General features: G+C 71.5%; 14 protein-coding genes. 1 reads left to right on the top strand and 13 read right to left on the bottom strand.

The window, feature by feature from the left end; all coding sequences use genetic code 11:
* Positions 1-18 precede the first annotated feature (18 nt).
* Positions 19-801 (bottom strand): helix-turn-helix domain-containing protein, encoded by a 783-nt coding sequence (locus tag AB0I11_RS01950; RefSeq protein WP_357309106.1) that lies wholly within the window; start codon positions 799-801, stop codon positions 19-21.
* A 154-nt stretch (positions 802-955) separates the two neighbouring features.
* Here AB0I11_RS01950 and AB0I11_RS01945 point away from each other — a divergent pair, with 154 nt between their 5' ends.
* Positions 956-2,170 carry an MFS transporter gene (locus AB0I11_RS01945; RefSeq protein WP_357309103.1) on the top strand — a complete coding sequence of 405 codons (1,215 nt, stop codon included), beginning with the start codon at positions 956-958 and terminating at the stop codon, positions 2,168-2,170.
* Between the two features lie 82 nt (positions 2,171-2,252).
* Here the strand turns inward: AB0I11_RS01945 and AB0I11_RS01940 are convergent, their stop codons facing one another.
* The 12 genes from AB0I11_RS01940 to AB0I11_RS01885 form a co-directional block, all read right to left on the bottom strand.
* A complete protein-coding gene (locus tag AB0I11_RS01940) occupies positions 2,253-3,335 on the bottom strand; it encodes a polyprenyl synthetase family protein (RefSeq protein ID WP_357309100.1) in 1,083 nt (360 codons plus the stop codon).
* A 90-nt stretch (positions 3,336-3,425) separates the two neighbouring features.
* The gene (nuoN, locus tag AB0I11_RS01935; protein WP_357309097.1) at positions 3,426-4,979 is read right to left on the bottom strand and encodes an NADH-quinone oxidoreductase subunit NuoN; all 1,554 of its coding nucleotides are present in this window, start codon (positions 4,977-4,979) and stop codon (positions 3,426-3,428) included.
* 64 nt (positions 4,980-5,043) lie between these two features.
* Positions 5,044-6,576, bottom strand: a complete 1,533-nt coding sequence (locus AB0I11_RS01930) for an NADH-quinone oxidoreductase subunit M (RefSeq protein ID WP_357309094.1) — start codon at positions 6,574-6,576, stop codon at positions 5,044-5,046.
* Positions 6,577-6,640: 64 nt separating this feature from the next.
* Positions 6,641-8,566, bottom strand: a complete 1,926-nt coding sequence (gene nuoL, locus AB0I11_RS01925) for an NADH-quinone oxidoreductase subunit L (RefSeq protein WP_357309091.1) — start codon at positions 8,564-8,566, stop codon at positions 6,641-6,643.
* Positions 8,567-8,576: 10 nt separating this feature from the next.
* A complete protein-coding gene (gene nuoK / locus AB0I11_RS01920; protein WP_357309088.1) occupies positions 8,577-8,894 on the bottom strand; it encodes an NADH-quinone oxidoreductase subunit NuoK in 318 nt (105 codons plus the stop codon).
* Complete coding sequence (locus AB0I11_RS01915) at positions 8,891-9,664, bottom strand: NADH-quinone oxidoreductase subunit J (protein WP_357309085.1); 774 nt, start codon at positions 9,662-9,664, stop codon at positions 8,891-8,893. Before AB0I11_RS01915 ends, nuoK begins: the two co-directional genes overlap by 4 nt.
* Complete coding sequence (nuoI, locus tag AB0I11_RS01910; protein WP_046569221.1) at positions 9,661-10,302, bottom strand: NADH-quinone oxidoreductase subunit NuoI; 642 nt, start codon at positions 10,300-10,302, stop codon at positions 9,661-9,663. The genes AB0I11_RS01915 and nuoI overlap by 4 nt, the downstream gene beginning before the upstream one ends.
* Position 10,303: 1 nt before the next feature.
* Positions 10,304-11,656, bottom strand: coding sequence for an NADH-quinone oxidoreductase subunit NuoH (nuoH, locus tag AB0I11_RS01905; protein ID WP_357309080.1), 1,353 nt, complete (start codon positions 11,654-11,656; stop codon positions 10,304-10,306).
* Between the two features lie 61 nt (positions 11,657-11,717).
* Positions 11,718-14,228 (bottom strand): NADH-quinone oxidoreductase subunit G, encoded by a 2,511-nt coding sequence (locus AB0I11_RS01900; protein ID WP_357309077.1) that lies wholly within the window; start codon positions 14,226-14,228, stop codon positions 11,718-11,720.
* Positions 14,228-15,544, bottom strand: coding sequence for an NADH-quinone oxidoreductase subunit NuoF (gene nuoF / locus AB0I11_RS01895; protein ID WP_357309074.1), 1,317 nt, complete (start codon positions 15,542-15,544; stop codon positions 14,228-14,230). Before nuoF ends, AB0I11_RS01900 begins: the two co-directional genes overlap by 1 nt.
* Entirely contained in the window at positions 15,541-16,656 is a 1,116-nt protein-coding gene (gene nuoE / locus AB0I11_RS01890) for an NADH-quinone oxidoreductase subunit NuoE (protein ID WP_357309071.1), read from the bottom strand. Before nuoE ends, nuoF begins: the two co-directional genes overlap by 4 nt.
* The gene (locus tag AB0I11_RS01885; RefSeq protein WP_357309068.1) at positions 16,646-17,974 is read right to left on the bottom strand and encodes an NADH-quinone oxidoreductase subunit D; all 1,329 of its coding nucleotides are present in this window, start codon (positions 17,972-17,974) and stop codon (positions 16,646-16,648) included. The genes nuoE and AB0I11_RS01885 overlap by 11 nt, the downstream gene beginning before the upstream one ends.
* Positions 17,975-18,007 lie beyond the last annotated feature (33 nt).

Genomic DNA, 18,007 nt, shown 5'->3' with positions numbered 1-18,007 from the left:
GGCGGCGGGTGTCCCGGGTCAGGGCTCGCTGGCGATGCCGTCGGCGATGGCCCGGGCGGCGGTGAGCAGCTTGGCCCGGACCACCCGGGCGGAGGTCATCATCTCGCTGGCCGGCAGTGCGCAGGCCAGCACCACCCGCCGCTCGATGTCCTTGTCCGGGGTGACCAGCACCGCGGCGCAGGCCACCCCCTGCCGGAACTGGCCCAGCTCCAGCTGCATGCCCCGCCGGTCGCCGGCGGCCAGGTCGGCCTCGAACGCCTCGGAGGTCAGGATGGTGGCGCTGGTGAACGGGCGCATGCCGTACTCGCGCAGGTAGCGGAAGCGCTGCTCGGCGCTGAGGGTGGCGAGCAGGCTCTTGCCGAGGGCGGTGGCGTGCGCCCCCTCGTCGAAGCCCGGCACCAGGTCCTCCAGGTAGGGCGAGCGGGCGCCCTCGGCGACCGCCGTGACGGCCACCTGGCCGCCCACGAAGCGGCCCAGGTAGTGGCTCCACCCGGTGTCGGCGGCCGCCCGCCGCAGCGACTCCCCGACCGCCTGCGGCCCGCGGAACGCGGTGACCAGCTCGCGGTACCGGTCGGCCACCTCCAGCCCGACGATGTAGGTGCCGTCCTCGCGCCGGATCACGTAGCCCTCGTAGGCGAGGGTGCGGACCAGGTGGTAGGTGGTGGCCACGGTCAGCTCGCAGCGGCGGGCGATCTGCTTGACGGTGAGGCCTCTCGGGGCACGGCCGACCGACTCGAGCACTCGTAGCGCGCGGGAGACGCTTCGGATCAGGTCCGAAGGTTCCGCCAAGGGGTCGCGCACAACCACCTCCGCCGCCGGGGACTTACACCATATGAAAAACCGCCCGAGTGCGAAATGCCTCTCCGGATCGAGGATGCCAGATCACCGGGGTCGAGCCGGGTACCGACAGTCACCATCAGCTGCCGAAACGTGCCCGGCGTAGGTTGGGCGGACGATGACCGACACCGTGTTGCACCCCTCGCCGCCAGCACCCCGGCACACCGTCCGGACCAGCGCGGGCGCCATCATCACCACGATCGCCTGCGTCCTGCCGGTCTTCCTGCTCGGCGGGCTCGCCGTCCAGATGGGCCACGACCTGCACTTCTCCCCGGCAGGTCTGGGCCTGGCCGTGTCGGTCTACTTCGGGATCAGCGCGCTTGCCTCGGTCCCCTCCGGGGCGCTGGTCGAGCGGTACGGGCCGGTCACCGTGGCCCGCGCCGGCATCCTGCTCTCCGCCGGCTCGCTGCTGGCGGTGGCGGCGCTGGCCCGCTCGTACCCGGTGCTGGTGCTGCTGCTCGCGCTCAGCGCGGCGGCGAACGCGCTGGGCCAGCTCGCCAGCAACGCGGCGCTCGCCGCGCACGTGCCCGCCGACCGGCAGGGGCTCTCCTTCGGGCTGAAGCAGGCCGCCATCCCGATCTCCACCCTGCTGGCCGGCGCGGCGGTGCCGACCATCGCGCTGACCGCCGGCTGGCGCTGGGCGTTCGTGGCGGCCGCCGGGGCGGCGCTCGCCGCGCTGCCGGCCGTACCGGGGCAGCGGCGGGAGTCGACGCGCCGGCCGGCCGCCGGGCGGGCCGGGCCGGGCCGGGCGGCGCTGCTGGTGGTCGGGGTGGCCGCCACCCTGGCGGCCGCCGCGGCGAACGCGCTGGGCACCTTCGTGGTGGACTCGGCCGCCGGGCGCGGCCTGGCGCCGGCCCTGGCCGGCCTCACCCTGACCCTGGGCAGCGCGGTCTGCGTGGCGGCCCGGATCGGCGCCGGCTGGCTGGCGGACCGCCGCGCGGGCGGGCACGTCACGGTGATCGCCGGCATGCTCGTGGTCGGCGCCGCCGGGCTGGGCCTGCTCGCGCTGCGCGGCCCGGCGGCGCTGGTCGCCGGCGTGGTGCTCGGCTTCGGCCTCGGCTGGGCCTGGCCGGGGCTGCTGAACTTCGCGGTGGTCCGGCTGCACCCGCAGGCTCCGGCCGCCGCCACCTCGATCACCCAGACCGGGGTGTACGCGGGCGGCTGCGTGGGCCCGCTGGGATTGGGCGCGGTCGCCGCCCAGCTGGGCTACCCCGCCATGTGGACGGTGGCCGGCACCGCCATGCTCCTGGCCGCCGCCCTCATGCTGGCCGGCGCCCGCCTCCTGACCCGAGCCCACCCCTCCTCCCGACCGGCCCCCGCCTCGGGGCGTTGATCAAGGAGTTTGCGTCACCCCGAGCAGGTTTCCCGACGCGAACTTCGTGATCAACGGCAGGAGCAGCCCCGGGGGGTGGGGCTTAGCTGGTGCGGTCGGCGATGTAGTCGCAGAGGGATTCCAGGGCGCGGCGGGCCGGGCCCTGGGGAAGCGGGGCGAGCTGGGTGCGGGCGTCCTCGGCGTAGCTGCGGACGGTCTCCCGGGCGCGCTTGAGCGCCGGGGACTCGCGGAGCAGGCCGAGCGCCTCGGCGTGCAATGCGTCGTCGACCAGCGGGCCGGTGGCCAGGATCTCCCGCAGCCGCACGCTGGCGGCGTCCGAGTCGTCCGAGCCGAGCGCGTACAGCACCGGCAGGGTGGGCACGCCCTCGCGCAGGTCGGTGCCGGGGGTCTTGCCGGACTGCACGGACTCGGAGGCGATGTCGAGCAGGTCGTCGGAGAGCTGGAAGGCCACCCCGATGATCTCGCCGTACCCGGCCAGGGCCTCCACGTGCTCGGCGGGGGCGCCGGCGAACATGCCGCCGAACCGGGCCGAGGTGGCGATCAGCGAGCCGGTTTTCTCGGCGATCACGTGCAGGTAGTGGGCGACCGGGTCGGAGCCGCGCGGACCGACCGTCTCGGCGATCTGCCCGTGCACCAGCCGGGCGAAGGTGCGCGCCTGCAGCCGGACCGCGTCAGGCCCCAGGTCGGCCGCGATGTCGGCGGCCCGGGCGAAGAGGAAGTCGCCGACCAGGATGGCCACCGAGTTGGTCCACCGGGAGTTGGCGCTCGGGGCGCCCCGGCGCACCGCGGCCTCGTCCATCACGTCGTCGTGGTAGAGCGTCGCCAGGTGGGTGAGCTCCATCACCACCGCGGCCGGCACCACCTCGGCGGCGGTCGGCTCACCGAACTGGGCGCCCAGCGCCACCAGCAGCGGCCGGAACCGCTTGCCGCCCGCGTCGACCAGGTGCCGGGAGGCCTCGGCCACGAGCGGGTCGGCGCTGGCCACGCTGTCCCGCAACTGGCCCTCGACGCCATCCAGCACGCCCAGCACGGACGCCTCGACGCGCGGGTCGGCGAGGTGCATGCCGAGCGCGCCGAACTGACCCGTGCCCGCCGGACCCCGACGACCGCCGGAGCCGGTGGCACCTGAACGCTCGCCAGCCGGAATCACCACGTACTCAACCATGCCACACCCGTTCGACCTGCCCGGAGAGGGGGATACGGACCGGGGGCCGGTACGCCAAACGCGTACCGGCCCCCGGGGAACTGCCAGGGGTCATCTGACGAATTCGGCCGCACCGTTGGCCAGATCCAGCAGAGGCGCCGGGGCGACACCCAGCACCAGCGTGGCCAGCACGCCGATGACCAGGGCCGCCGAGGTGAGCGCACCGGGCACGGTGACGGTCGGGGTGGCGTCCCCCGGCTCGGAGAGCCACATCATGACCACCACCCGCAGGTACGGGAAGGCCAGCACCATGCTGGTCAGCACGCCGGCGATCACCAGCCAGGCCTGGTCCGCGTCCAGCGCCGGGGCGAAGACGGCGAACTTGCTGGTGAACCCGCTGGTCAGCGGGATACCGGCGAAGGCCAGCAGGATGAAGGTGAAGATGGCCGCGAAGAACGGCGACCGGCGGCCCAGCCCGGCCCAGCGGGACAGGTGGGTGGCCTCCCCGTCGGCGTCCCGGACCAGGGTCACCACGGCGAACGCGGCGAGCACCGAGAAGCCGTACGCCACCAGGTAGAACATCGTGCCGGAGAGCCCGTCCCTGCTCGGCGCCAGCACGCCCACCAGCAGGTAGCCGGCGTTCGCGATGGACGAGTAGGCCAGCAGCCGCTTGATGTCCGTCTGGGTGACCGCCAGCACCGCGCCGACCAGCATGGTCAGCACCGCCACCGTGCCGAGGACCGGGGTGAAGTCCCAGGCGGCCCCGGCGAAGGCGACGTGGAAGACCCGCAGCAGGGCGCCGAACGCGGCGACCTTGGTGCAGGCGGCCATGAAGCCGGTCACCGGGGTGGGGGCGCCCTGGTAGACGTCCGGGGTCCAGACGTGGAACGGCGCGGCGGCGGCCTTGAAGAGCAGGCCGATGGCGAGCAGCGCCATGCCGGCGTAGAGCAGCGTCGGGCTGGACGACGACTCGGTGACCGCGGTGTGCACGGTCGCGAAGTCGACCCCGGCCACCCGGCCCGGGATGCCCGAGGTGAAGCCGTAGATCAGCGCCACCCCGAACAGGAAGAACGCCGACGCGTACGCGCCGAGCATGAAGTACTTCAGCGCCGCCTCCTGGCTCAGCAGCCGCCGGCGGCGGGCCAGCGCGCAGAGCAGGTAGAGCGGCAGCGAGAAGACCTCGAGCGCGATGAACATGGTCAGCAGGTCGTTCGCCGCCACGAAGATCAGCATGCCGCCGATGGCGAAGGTGGCCAGCGGGTACACCTCGGTGGCGCCGGCCGCGCCCTCGGCCTGCCGCCGGTCGTCGGCCGACTCCGCGGTGACCGCCGCGTGGGCCACGAAGGCCCCGCCGCGCTCCACCGCGCGCTCACCGATGAGCAGCAGCGTCATCATGGCCAGGATCAGGATCGCGCCCTGGAGGAAGAGCGTCGGCCCGTCCACCGCGATGGCCTGGCCGGCGGTGAGCAGCCGGTCGTCGGCGTTCAGGATCACCATGGTCAGCGCGGCCAGCACCGCCAGCAGGGCCAGCGCGAGCTGCACCCCGTTGCGCAGCCGGCGCGGCACGAACGCCTCGACCAGGACGCCGACCAGCGCCGCGCCCAACATGATCAGGATGGGAGCCAGCGCCGCGTAGTCGAGCGACGGCAGCTTCAGTTCACTCACTTTCGGTGCCGCCTTTCGTTCGCGACTGCGGGGCTCACTCGCTCCGCTCGTTCACTCCTCGCGCTCACCGGGCTGCCTCCTGGACGGTGCCGACCGCCGGGGCGGGGTCGGTCCGACCCACGTCCTGCATGGTCGCCTTGACGGCGGGGTTGATGACATCGGTGACCGGCTTCGGATAGAAGCCGAGCAGCACGATGAGCGCGATCAGCGGGGCGACCACGACCTTCTCGCGCAGGGTCAGGTCACGGCGCATGCCGTCGACCTCGGTCAGGGCCGGGTTCAGCGTGCCCTGGGTGGTGCGCTGGATCATCCACAGCACGTACGCCGCGGCCAGGATGATGCCGAGCGTGGCGATCACCGCGACCGGCTTGTTGGTGGTGAAGGTGCCGATCAGCACCAGGAACTCGGAGACGAACGGCGCGGTGCCGGGCAGCGCCAGCGAGGCGAGACCGGCGAAGAAGAGCACCCCGGCCAGCACCGGGACCAGCTTGCCGGCGCCACCGAAGTCGCTGATCAGGGCCGAGCCGCGACGGGCGATCAGCATGCCGACCACCAGGAAGAGCAGGCCGGTGGCGAGCCCGTGGTTGAGCATGTAGAGCACCGCGCCGGTGCCGGCCTGGGTGGTGAAGGCGAAGATGCCGACACCGATGAAGCCGAAGTGCGCGATCGAGGTGTACGACACCAGCCGCTTGAGGTCGTTCTGGCCGACCGCGAGCAACGCCGCGTAGATGATGCCGATCACGCCGAGCGCCAGCGCCCACGGCGCGAACCACTTCGACGCCTCCGGGAACAGCGGCAGGCAGTACCGCAGGATCCCGAACGTGCCGACCTTGTCCAGCACGCCGACCAGCAGCGCGGCGGCACCGGCCGGGGCCGCGCCACCGGCGTCCGGCAGCCAGGTGTGGAACGGGAAGAACGGCGCCTTGATCGCGAACGCGAGGAAGAAGCCGAGGAAGAGCCAGCGGGCGGTGGTGACGTCGAGGTCGGCCTGGCTCAGCGCCTGCCAGTCGAAGGTCTTCCCGCCGACCACCCAGAGGCCGATCACCGCGGCGAGCATGAACAGCCCGCCGACGAGCGAGTAGAGGAAGAACTTGACCGCCGCGTACTGCCGCTGGTGGCCGCCGTAGCTGCCGATCAGGAAGTACATCGGCACCAGCATGACCTCGAAGAACACGTAGAAGAGGAAGACGTCGGCGGCCGCGAAGACGCCGATCATCGTGCACTCGAGGACGAGCAGCAGCGCAAAGTAGGCCGGCACCGAGCGCTTGGACGACTCGGCGTCGTGCCAGGACGCCAGGATCACCAGCGGTACCAGGATCGCGATCAGCATCAGCATGACCAGGGCGATGCCGTCCACCTCGAAGGTGAAGTTGACGCCCCAGTTCGGGATCCACGCGTACGACTCGCGGAACTGGAACCGGTCGCCGTCGGCGGAGAAGGCGATCCACATCACCACCGACAGCACCAGCACCAGCAGCGACCAGCCGAACGCCACCAGCTTGGCCAGGTCCGGCCGGCGGCGTGGCAGCACGGCCACGACCAGGGCGCCGACCAGCGGTGCCACGGTCAGCACCGAGAGGAACGGGAAGTTGGACATTATTCGGCCTTACCTCCGTCGTGACTGCGTGGCCCGCCGGCGGGGGCGGCCGCGTTCAGTTCGTTCACGCCAGCCACCCCGCCTGCACCGCGAGGAACGCCGCGACCACGAGCAGCGCGCCGGTGAGGATCGAGGTCGCGTACGACCGCACGAAACCGGTCTGCAGCCGCCGGAGCCGGCCCGAACCCCCGCCCACCGCGGCGGCGAGGCCGTTGACCAGCCCGTCCACGCCCCGGTTGTCGAGGAAGACCAGCGCCCGGGTGAGGAAGATGCCCGGCTTCTCGAAGACCGCCTCGTTGACGGCGTCCGTGTAGAGGTTGCGGCGGGCCGCGGTGACCAGCACCCCGGCCGGCTGCGGCTCGGTGGCCGTGCCGTTGCGGAACAGGAACCAGGCCAGCCCGGCGCCGAGGACGGTGACCGCCAGCGAGAGCGTGGTGATCAGCCAGTGCGCGAGGACCGCCTCGTGGCCCTCCTCCTGGCCGCCCAGCCCGGCGGTCGCCTCCAGCCAGTCCGGCACCGACGTGGCGAGCAGGAAGCCCGCCGCGACCGAGCCGATCGCCAGCAGGATCAGCGGGATGGTCATCAGCTTCGGCGACTCGTGCGGGTGCTCGATCCCCTCGGTCCACCGCTTCGGGCCGTGGAAGGTGAGCACGAAGAGCCGGGTCATGTAGAACGCGGTCAACCCGGCGCCGACCAGCGCCGCCATGCCGAAGAGCCAGGCGGTCCAGCCCTCCCGCTCGAACGCGGCCACGATGATCGGCTCCTTGGAGAAGAAACCGGAGAACGGGAACATGCCGATGATGGCCAGCCAGCCCATCATGAAGGTCAGCCAGGTGACCTTCATGTACTTCGACAGGCCACCGAAGCGGCGGATGTCCACCTGGTCGTTCATGCCGTGCATGACCGAGCCGGCGCCGAGGAACATGTTGGCCTTGAAGAAGCCGTGCGCCAGCAGGTGCACAATGGCCAGCGCGTACGCCGCGCCGCCCAGGCCGACGCCGAGGAACATGTAACCGATCTGGCTCACCGTGGACCAGGCCAGCACCCGCTTGATGTCGTCCTTGGCCGCGCCGATGAGGCAGCCCATCAGCAGGGTGATCGCGCCGACGCTGACCACCACCAACTGGAGGGTGGTGTTGGCCGAGAAGACCGGGTTGGAGCGGGCGATCAGGTAGACGCCCGCGGTGACCATGGTGGCCGCGTGGATGAGCGCGGAGACCGGGGTCGGGCCCTCCATCGCGTCCGGCAGCCACGCCTGCAGCGGGAACTGGCCGGACTTGCCGGTCGCGCCGAGCAGCAGCAGCAGGCCGAGCACCAGCACGGTGGTCTGGCTCAGCGCGCCGACACCGTTGAACACGTCCTCGTACTGGGTGCTGCCGAGCTGGGCGAAGAGCATGAAGATGCCGATGGCCAGGCCGGCGTCGCCGACCCGGTTCATCAGGAAGGCCTTCTTGCCGGCGGTGGCCGCGCTCGGCCGGCCGTACCAGAAGGAGATCAGCAGGTACGACGCCAGGCCGACGCCCTCCCAGCCGAAGTAGAGCATCACGTAGTTGTTGCCGAGCACCAGCAGCAGCATCGCGGCGACGAACAGGTTGAAGTACCCGAAGAACCGCCGCCGGCCCTCGTCGTGCGCCATGTACTCGACCGCGTACAGGTGGATCAGGAAACCCACCCCGGTGATCAGCAGGACGAAGACCGCGGCCAGCGGGTCGAAGAGCAGACCGAAGTCCACCTTCAGGTCACCGGCCGTGATGAACTGCCAGAGGCTCAGCTCGACCTGCTTGTTCTCCAGGCCGCGAAGCTGGAAGAAGTAGGTAAGGCCGAGCACGAAGGCGGCACCGATGGCCGCCACGCCCAGCCAGTGACCCCACCGGTCGGCCCGGCGGCCGAGCAGCAGCAGGATCGCCGCGCTGACCAGCGGGATGGCCACCAGCAGCCAGACGCTGCCGAGAAATCCACTCGCCTCTGCGAAACGCACAGTCTCTTCCACCGTCGGCCCCTCAGTACTTCAGCAGGTTGGCGTCGTCGACGCTGGCCGAGCGCCGGGTCCGGAAGATCGCCATGATGACCGCGAGTCCGACCACGACCTCGGCCGCCGCCACCACCATCACGAAGAACGCCATGATCTGACCGTTCAGGTCGCCGTTGATGCGGCTGAAGGTGACCAGGGTCAGGTTCGCCGCGTTGAGCATCAGCTCGACGCACATGAACAGGACGATCGCGTTGCGCCGGACCAGCACCCCGACCGCGCCGATGGTGAAGAGCACCGCGGCGAGGACCAGGTAGTAGTTCGGCTCGACCGAGAAGAAGCTGCTCATTTCCGTTCCGTCCCCTTCAGCGAGGTCTCCTCGGCGGTCAGCTCCCGGACCGGCATGATCTCGGGGATGCTGCGCTCGGTCAGCCGGCCGTCGGGCAGGCGGGCCGGGGTGGCCACCGAGGACGACGTGGCGAAGACGCCCGGGCCGGGCTTCGGGCCGGGGTAGTTGCCGGGCCGGAACCGGGCCTTCATGGTGGCGACCTGGTCCATCCGGTCCTCCTTGCGCCGCTCGACGTGCGCCAGCACCATCGCGCCGACGGCCGCCGTGATCAGCAGCGCCGAGGTCAGCTCGAAGGCGAAGACGTACTTGGTGAAGAGCAGCCGGGCGATGCCCTGCACGTTGCCCTCGGCGTTCGCCCGGTCCAGGCCGACCGCCTCGACGCCATCGAGCGCCCGGTACAGCCCGGTGCCGACCAGGCCGGCGAAGCCGAGCGCCAGCACGACCGCCGCCGTACGCTGCCCGCGCAGCGTCTCGATCAGCGAGTCGGAGGCGTCCCGGCCGACCAGCATGAGCACGAACAGGAAGAGCATCATGATCGCGCCGGTGTAGACGATGATCTGCACCATGCCGATGAATGGCCCCGCCTGGAGGACGTAGAACACGCCCAGGCAGAGCATGGTCAGCACCAGCCAGAGCGCCGAGTGCACCGCGTTGCGGGCCCACACCATGCCGATCGCGCCGAGCAGCGCCAGCGGGGCGAGGATCCAGAAGGTCACCGCCTCGCCGCCGCCGACCGAGGCGGCCTCGGCGAGCACCGTCTGCGTGGTCATGCCGTGTCTCCCTTGCCTGCCGCCACCCGCTGGGCCGCCTGCTCGGCGCCCGGGAAGGTGACGCCGGGGGTCTCGTCGAGCTGGTACCGGCCCGGGTTGTTGGCCGAGTGCTCGGCGCCGGCGGAGGTGCCCGGGTTGGTCAGCGCGCCGACGTAGTAGTCCTTCTCGCTGTCGCCCAGCCGCATCGGGTGCGGCGGCTGCTCCATCCCCGGCAGCAGCGGCGCGAGCAGCTGCTCCTTCGTGAAGATCAGGTCCTGCCGGTTGTCCCGGGCCAGCTCGTACTCGTTGCTCATGGTCAGCGAACGGGTCGGGCAGGCCTCGATGCAGAGCCCGCAGAAGATGCACCGGGCGTAGTTGATCTGGTAGACGCTGGCGTACCGCTCACCCGGCGAGAAGCGCTGCTCCTCGGTGTTGTCGCCACCCTCCACGTAGATCGCGTCGGCCGGGCAGGCCCAGGCGCACAGCTCGCAGCCGATGCACTTCTCCAGGCCGTCCGGGTGCCGGTTGAGGATGTGCCGCCCGTGGTAGCGCGGCGCCGAGACCGGCGGCTTGAACGGGTAGTCGGTGGTGACCACCTTCTTGAACATGTGCGAGAAGGTGACCCCGAAGCCCTTGAACGTTCCGGTGATCGCGCCCACGTCACACCTCCCTGGAGTCCGGGCCGGCGACGACGTTGGCCGGCTCCCGCTCGGCGACCACGCGCCTGGTGCGCGGGCTCGGTGGTACCTGAAGATCCATCGGTGGCAGCGGGAAGCTGCCGTGCGGCCGGCTGTTGACCTGTTCCTGCAGCGGCGGCGCCGGCTCCTTCTTCCGGCTCGGCCAGAAGAGCGTGGCCAGCAGCAGCACGCCCGCGCCGATGCCGGTGGCGACCAGCCGGTCCTTGGTCTGCCAGTCCTCGATGGAGCGCAGGCCGGCCAGGACCAGGATCCAGACCAGGTTGATCGGCAGCAGGACCTTCCAGCCGAAGCGCATGAACTGGTCGTACCGGAGCCGGGGCAGGGTGCCCCGCAGCCAGACGAAGACGAAGACCAGCGCGATCACCTTGCCGAAGAACCACAGCATCGGCCACCAACCCGTGTTGGCGCCGGCCCACAGGGTGATCGGCCAGGGGGCCCGCCAGCCGCCCAGGAAGAGCGTCGTGGTGACCGCGGACATGGTCACCATCGAGACGTACTCGGAGAGCATGAAGAGCGCGAACTTCAGCGAGCTGTACTCCGTCATGAAGCCCGCGACCAGCTCCGACTCCGCCTCGGGCAGGTCGAACGGCGCCCGGTTCGTCTCACCGACGGTGGCGATGAAGAAGATGATGAAGCTGGGCAGCAGCAGGATCGCGTACCAGCCCGGCGCCGGCACCTGCTGGCCGGCGATGGTGAGCTGGGTGCCGTCGCCCTGGGCCGCGACGATGCCGCTGGTGGACATCGTGCCGGCGGTCATGAACACCGCCACGATGCTCAGCCCCATGGCGACCTCGTACGAGATCATCTGGGCGGTGGACCGGAGCCCACCGAGCAGCGGGTAGGTCGAGCCGGAGGCCCAGCCGCCGAGCACGATGCCGTAGATGCCCATCGACGAGCAGGCCAGCAGCACCAGCACCGCCACCGACACGTCGGTGACCTGCAGCGGCGTCCAGTGCCCGAAGATGCTCACCTTCGGGCCGAACGGCACCACCGACAGCGCGGTGACCGCGCAGATCACCGAGATGGTCGGGGCGAAGAAGTAGACGACCTTGTCGGCGGCCTTCGGGAGGATGTCCTCCTTGAAGGCCATCTTCAGACCGTCGGCGAGGGTCTGCAGCAGGCCGAACGGGCCGACCTGGTTGGGGCCGGGCCGCACCGCCATCCGGCCGACGACCCGCCGCTCGAACCAGACGCCGAGCAGCGTGGCCAGCAGGCCGAAGGCGAACGCAAAGACGATCTTGATGAGGACCAGCCACCATGGGTCCTTGCCGAAGTCGGCCAGCGTCGGGTCCTGCGCCGCGAGGTAGAGGTTCACTGCGCCCACCTTTCGTACGCGACTGCGGGGCTCACTCGCTCCGCTCGTTCACTCCTCGCGCTCACTGGACACTCCCGGTGTTGAGGAGCGGACCCGGCCGGCCGGCGGCGTCCGCGGCGACCCGCCCGGCCGGGACGGTCGCCCCGCCGACCGCGCCCGCCGAGACCGTGACGACGTCGCCGGACGTCGCGCCGAGGCTGCGCCGCACGGTCGAGCCGGGCGAGTTGGTCGGTAGCCAGACAACCCCGTCCGGCATCTCGGTGATTTCCGCCGGCAGGGTGACCGCGCCGCGGTCGGTGCCCACGGTCACCGCGTCCCCGTCGGCCACGCCGAGCGTCTCGGCGGTGCCCTTGCCCAGCCGCACCACCGGCGGGCGGGCGGTGCCGGCCAGGTGCTCGTCGCCGTCGGTGAGGCTGCCCAGGTCGATCAGCTGGTGCCAGGTGGCCAGCACGGCCTCCCCGGCGCCCGGCTGCGGCACGGTCGTCGGCTCCACCATCGGCGCGCCCGGGCGGTCGACCCGGGTCGGCGGCAGCGCGCCCAGCTCCCGGCGGACGGTCATCACGTCGCCGGTGCCGAGTCGGACGTCGAGCTGCGCGGCGAGCGCGTCCAGCACCCGGCCGTCGTTCATCGCGTCCGTCTCCAGCACCCGCTCGAAGGTGCGCAGCCGGCCCTCCCAGTCCAGGAAGCTGCCGGCCTTCTCGACCACCGGGGCGACCGGGAGGACCACGTCGGCCCGCCGGGCCACCGCGCTCATCCGCAGCTCCAGGCTGACCAGGAACGGCACCGCGTCGAGGGCCTGCTCGGCCAGGCGCGGGTCGGCCAGGTCGGCCGGGTCGACGCCGGCCACCACGAGCGCACCCAGCTGGCCGTTGGCGGCCGCGGTGAGGATGCCGTCGGTGTCCCGCCCGGCCTGGCTCGGGATGACCCCGGCCGGGATGTCCCAGGCCTCGCCCAGCTCCGCGCGGGCCGCGGGCTCGGTGACCAGACGGCCACCGGGCAGCAGGTTGGGCAGGCAGCCCGCGTCGACCGCACCCCGGTCGCCCGCGCGCCGCGGCACCCAGGCCAGCTTGGCCCCGGTACGCCGGGCGACGTCCGCCGCCGCGGAGAGCCCGCCCGGCACCGCGCCGAGCCGCTCGCCGACGATCAGGATGGCGCCCGGCTGGCTCAGCGCCTCGGCCACCGTGGCGTGCTCGGCCAGCACGCTGGCCTCCTCGCCCGGCACCACCCGGGCCAGCTTGGCCCCGAGCTTCTCCAGGCCCCGGGTCGCGAACGGCGCGATCGCGTACACGGTCAGGGTCTTCTTCAGGTACGCCTTGCGCAGCCGCAGGAAGAGGATCGGGCACTCCTCCTCCGGCTCCAGGCCGACCAGCACCACCGCGGGCGCGTTCTCCACGTCCGTGTAGGTCACGTCGGTGACCCCGGCGACGTCGCTGGCCAGGAAGTCGGCCTCCTCGCGGGAGACCGGGCGGGCCCGGAAGTCCAGGTCGTTGGTGCGCAGCGCGACCCGGGCGAACTTCGCGTACGCGTAGGCGTCCTCGACGGTCAGCCGGCCGCCGGTGAGCACCGCGCTGCCCTGCCCGCCGTCCCGAGCGGCGCGCAGCCCGTCGGCGGCCCGGGTCAGCGCCTCGCTCCACGAGGCCTCGCGCAGCTCACCGCTGCGCTCGTCGCGCACCAGCGGCGTACTGAGCCGGTCGAACGCCCGGGCGTACTGGAAGCCCCAGCGGCCCTTGTCGCAGTTCCACTCCTCGTTCACCGCCGGGTCGTCGCCGGCCAGCCGGCGCAGCACCTTGCCGCGCCGCCAGTCGGTGCGCTGGGCGCAACCGGCCGCGCAGTGCTCGCAGGCGCTCGGGGTGGAGACCAGGTCGAACGGGCGGGCCCGGAACCGGTACTGGGTACCGGTCAGCGCGCCCACCGGGCAGATCTGCACCGTGTTGCCGGAGAAGTACGAGTTGAACGGCACGTCACCCGCGTCGCCCTCCTCGCCGTACGCGTCGTCCCGGTAGATGTTGATCTCCTCGGCGGACGACCGGCCCATCAGGTCGATGAACTTGTCGCCGGCGATCTCCTCGGAGAACCGGGTGCAGCGCTGGCAGAGCACGCACCGCTCGCGGTCGAGCAGCACCTGGGTGCTGATCTCCACCGGCTTCGGGTACTCCCGCTTGTGCTCGTGGAACCGCGAGTCCGTCCGGCCGGTGGACATCGCCTGGTTCTGCAGCGGGCACTCGCCGCCCTTGTCACACATCGGGCAGTCGAGCGGGTGGTTCACCAGCAGCAGCTCCATGATCCCCGCCTGCGCCTTCTTGGCGACCGGCGAGGTGAGCTGGGTCCGGACCACCATGCCGTCGGCGACCGCCTGGGTGCAGGAGGCGACCGGCTTGCGCTGGCCCTCCACCTCCACCAGGCACTGCCGGCAGGCGCCGGCGGGGGCCAGCAGCGGGTGGTCGCAGAACCGCGGGATCTCGATCCCCATCTGCTCGGCGACCCGGATCAGCAGCGTGCCCTTGGGCGCGGTGACCTCGACGCCGTCGATGGTGAGGGTGACGGTTTCGGTCTGCTTGGCTACGTCGGTCATCAGTGCGCTCCCACCAGCTGCTTGTCCGACAGCTTCGGCGCGGTACGTCCCTCGATGTAGTCGAGGTAGTCCTGCTTGAAGTACTTCAGCGACGAGGTCACCGGGCTGGTCGCGCCGTCGCCCAGCCCGCAGAACGCGCGGCCCAGGACGTTGTCGCAGGTGTCCAGCAGGGTGTCCAGGTCCTCGTAGGTGCCGTGGCCGGACAGGATGCGCCGGTAGATCCGGGCCATCCAGTAGTTGCCCTCGCGGCACGGGGTGCACTTGCCGCACGACTCGTGGTGGTAGAACTCCATCCACCGGTAGGTCGCGTACACCGGGCAGTCCTGGTCGGAGAAGATCTGCGTGGCCGTGGTGCCCAGGATCGAACCGGCCGCCGCCACCCCCTCGAAGTCCAGCGGCACGTCCAGGTGCTCGGCGGTGAGCAGCGGGGTCGACGACCCGCCCGGGGTCCAGAACCGCAGGTTGTGCCCGGGCTGCATGCCACCGGCCAGCTCGATCAGCTCGCGCAGGGTGATCCCCATCGAGCATTCGTACTGGCCGGGGTTGGCGATCCGGCCGGAGAGCGAGTAGATCATCGGGCCGGAGGACTTCTCCGTACCCATGGTCTTCCACCAGTCGGCGCCGCCCAGCACGATGTACGGCACGCTGGCGATGGTGCCGACGTTGTTGACCACGGTCGGGCTGGCGTACAGGCCGTGGGTCGCCGGGAACGGCGGGCGCAGCCGGGGCTGGCCCCGGAAGCCCTCCAGCGAGTCCAGCAGCGCGGTCTCCTCACCGCAGATGTACGCCCCGGCCCCGGAGTGCACCACCAGTTCCAGGTCGAACTTGGAGCCGAGGATGTTCCGGCCGAGGTAGCCCTTGGCGTACGCCTCCTGGACCGCGTTGCGCAGCCGGCGCGCGGCGTGCACCGCCTCGCCCCGGATGTAGATGTAGGCGCGGTTGGCCCGGATCGCGTACGACGCGATGATCACGCCTTCGACCAGCGAGTGCGGGTCGTGCGTCATCAGCGGCAGGTCCTTGCAGGTGCCCGGCTCGCCCTCGTCGGCGTTCACCACCAGGTAGTGCGGCTTCCCGTCGCCCTGCGGGATGAAGCCCCACTTGAGACCGGTCGGGAAGCCCGCGCCGCCGCGACCGCGCAGGCCGGAGTCCTTGATCAGCTGGATCAGGTCGTCCGGGTGCGCCGTGAGCGCCTTGCGCAGGGCGGCGTAGCCGTCCAGCTTCTCGTAGGTGGCGATCCCCCAGGCGTCCGGCGACAGCCAGCGCTTGGTCAGCACCGGCGTGAGCTTGGCCAGCGTCTCGGGCCGAGGCGTCGTCACTTTTGAGCCTCCTTCAGGTTGCGCTGCTGCGCCCCGGCGTCGTCGCCGGCGGGCTTGCCGTCGCCGGCCGGCGGGTTGGCCGCCACGCCGGCCGCCTCGGCCGCCTGGGCGTCGCGCGGCGCGGGCGGCGCGCCGTCGGCCGGGACCTTGGTTCCCGGGGCGTCCGGGACCGCGGTGCTCGCGTCCGGCTGCCGGGTCTCGGCGGTACGCACCTGCGGCGACTTGTCGTCCGGCGCCTTCACGTCCGGCGCGGTGCTGCCGGTGGCCGCCGGGGCGGGGGCCGGCTTCGCGGGCTCCGCGGCGGGGGCCGGCTTCGCGGCCTCGGCCTTCGCCTTCGCCTCGGCGGCGGCCCGGTCGGCCTCGGCCTTGCTGCGGATCGGCGTGTTCGGGTCGAAGCCCGACACCGAGATGCCGTGCTGCTCGGCCAGGCGCAGGCCGCGCAGGCTCGGCTCGCCCGGGCTGCCGTCGGCCACCGCGCCGTCCCGCTCGTCGGCGAACCCGGCGAGCTGGACGGCCATCTCCTTGAGCGTGCAGAGCCGGGCGCCGCGGGTCGGCATCGGCCGGCCGCCGGCGCGCAACTCCTCGACGACGCCCAACGCGCTCTGCGCATCGACGTTGTCGAAGAAGTCGTAGTTGACCGTCATCACCGGGCCGTAGTCGCACGCCGCCAGGCACTCGGCGTGCTCCAGGGTGATCTTCCCGTCGGCGGTGGTCTCGTCGTGCCCGACGCCCAGGTGCTCGGCCAGGGTGTCGTAGACCTCCTGGCCGCCCAGCACGTTGCACATCGTGTTGGTGCAGACGCTGACCAGGTAGTCGCCGGTCGGCTTGCGCTTGTACATGGTGTAGAAGGTGGCCACCGCGCCGACCTGGGCCTTGTTCAGGCCGAGCACCTCGGCGCAGAACTCGACCCCGGCCGGGGAGACGTACCCCTCCTCGGACTGGACCAGGTGCAGCAGCGGCAGCAGCGCCGAGCGGGACCGGTCGGCCGGGTACCGGGCGATGATCTCCCGCGCCCGCTCCCGGGTCTGGTCAGTGAAAACGGTCATCAGAGCCGCCCTTCGTTCGCGACTGCGGTGCTCCGCTGCGCTGCGCTCCGCGCACTCACCGGTCACACCCCCCCATCACCGGGTCCAGCGAGGCGCCACCGGCGATCACGTCGGCGATCAGGCCACCCTCGGAGATCGCCGGGAGGGCCTGGAGGTTGACGAAGCTCGGCTCCCGGTAGTGCACCCGGTACGGCCGGGTGCCGCCGTCGGAGACGGCGTGCACGCCCAACTCGCCGCGGGGCGACTCGATGCCGACGTACACCTGTCCCGGCGGGACCCGGAAGCCCTCGGTGACGAGCTTGAAGTGGTGGATCAGCGACTCCATCGACTGACCCATGATCTTCGCGACGTGCTCCAGCGAGTTGCCCATGCCGTCGACGCCGATGGCGAGCTGCGCCGGCCAGGCGATCTTCTTGTCGGAGACCATCACCGGGCCCGGCTTGGCCAGCCGGTCCACCGCCTGCTCGACCAGCTTCAGCGACTCCCGGATCTCCGCGAGCCGGACCAGGTAGCGGCCCCAGACGTCGCCGTCGGTGTGCGTCGGCACGTCGAACTCGTACGTCTCGTAGCCGCAGTACGGCATGGTCTTGCGCAGGTCCCAGGCCAGGCCGGCGGAGCGGAGCACCGGGCCGGTGACGCCGAGCGCCAGGCAGCCGGTCACGTCGAGCACGGCCACGTTCTTGGTCCGCTCGATCCAGATCGGCTGGCCGGAGAGGAGGTCCTCGTACTCCTTGAGCTTCTTCGGCAGCAGGACCAGGAAGTCGCGGATCTTGCGGATCGCGTCCTCCGGCACGTCCTGCGCCACCCCGCCCGGGCGGACGTACGCGTGGTTCATCCGCAGGCCGGTGATGGTCTCGAAGATGTCGAGGATGTACTCCCGCTCGCGGAAGCCGTACAACATCATGTTGATCGCACCGAGCTCCATGCCGGTGGTGGCCAGCCAGACCAGGTGCGAGGAGATCCGGTTGAGCTCCATCATCAGCACCCGGATGGTGGTGGCCCGCTCGGTGATGTCGTCGGTGATGCCGAGCAGCTTCTCCACCGCCAGCGCGTACGCCGTCTCGTTGAACAGCGGGGAGAGGTAGTCCATCCGGGTCACGAAGGTGGAGCCCTGCACCCAGTTGCGGAACTCGAGGTTCTTCTCGATGCCGGTGTGCAGGTAGCCGACGACCGAGCGGACCTCGCGGACCGTCTCGCCCTCCAACTCGAGGATCAACCGGAGCACGCCGTGGGTCGACGGGTGCTGCGGACCCATGTTGACGACGATCCGCTCGTCGTTGATCGGGTCGGTGCCGGAGACGACCTGGTCCCAGTCCCCACCGGTGACGGTGAAGACCTTGCCCTCGGTGGTCTCACGCTCGGTCGCATAGTTCGACGTCGTCACCGCGCCTGCCCTCCGTTCGCGACTGCGGGGCTC

It is taken from the genome of Micromonospora sp. NPDC050495, assembly GCF_040655175.1.
GTDB lineage: Bacteria > Actinomycetota > Actinomycetes > Mycobacteriales > Micromonosporaceae > Micromonospora.
This window is presented reverse-complemented; position numbering and strand designations above follow the sequence as displayed.

Excerpts from the sequence above, each read along its gene's own strand:
- AB0I11_RS01945 (WP_357309103.1), top strand. The coding sequence starts at position 956 with ATGACCGACACCGTGTTGCACCCCTCGCCGCCAGCACCCCGGCACACC.
- AB0I11_RS01915 (WP_357309085.1), bottom strand. The coding sequence starts at position 9,664 with ATGACCACGCAGACGGTGCTCGCCGAGGCCGCCTCGGTCGGCGGCGGC.
- AB0I11_RS01940 (WP_357309100.1), bottom strand. The coding sequence starts at position 3,335 with ATGGTTGAGTACGTGGTGATTCCGGCTGGCGAGCGTTCAGGTGCCACC.
- AB0I11_RS01900 (WP_357309077.1), bottom strand. The coding sequence starts at position 14,228 with ATGACCGACGTAGCCAAGCAGACCGAAACCGTCACCCTCACCATCGAC.
- AB0I11_RS01930 (WP_357309094.1), bottom strand. The coding sequence starts at position 6,576 with ATGTCCAACTTCCCGTTCCTCTCGGTGCTGACCGTGGCACCGCTGGTC.
- nuoK (WP_357309088.1), bottom strand. The coding sequence starts at position 8,894 with ATGAGCAGCTTCTTCTCGGTCGAGCCGAACTACTACCTGGTCCTCGCC.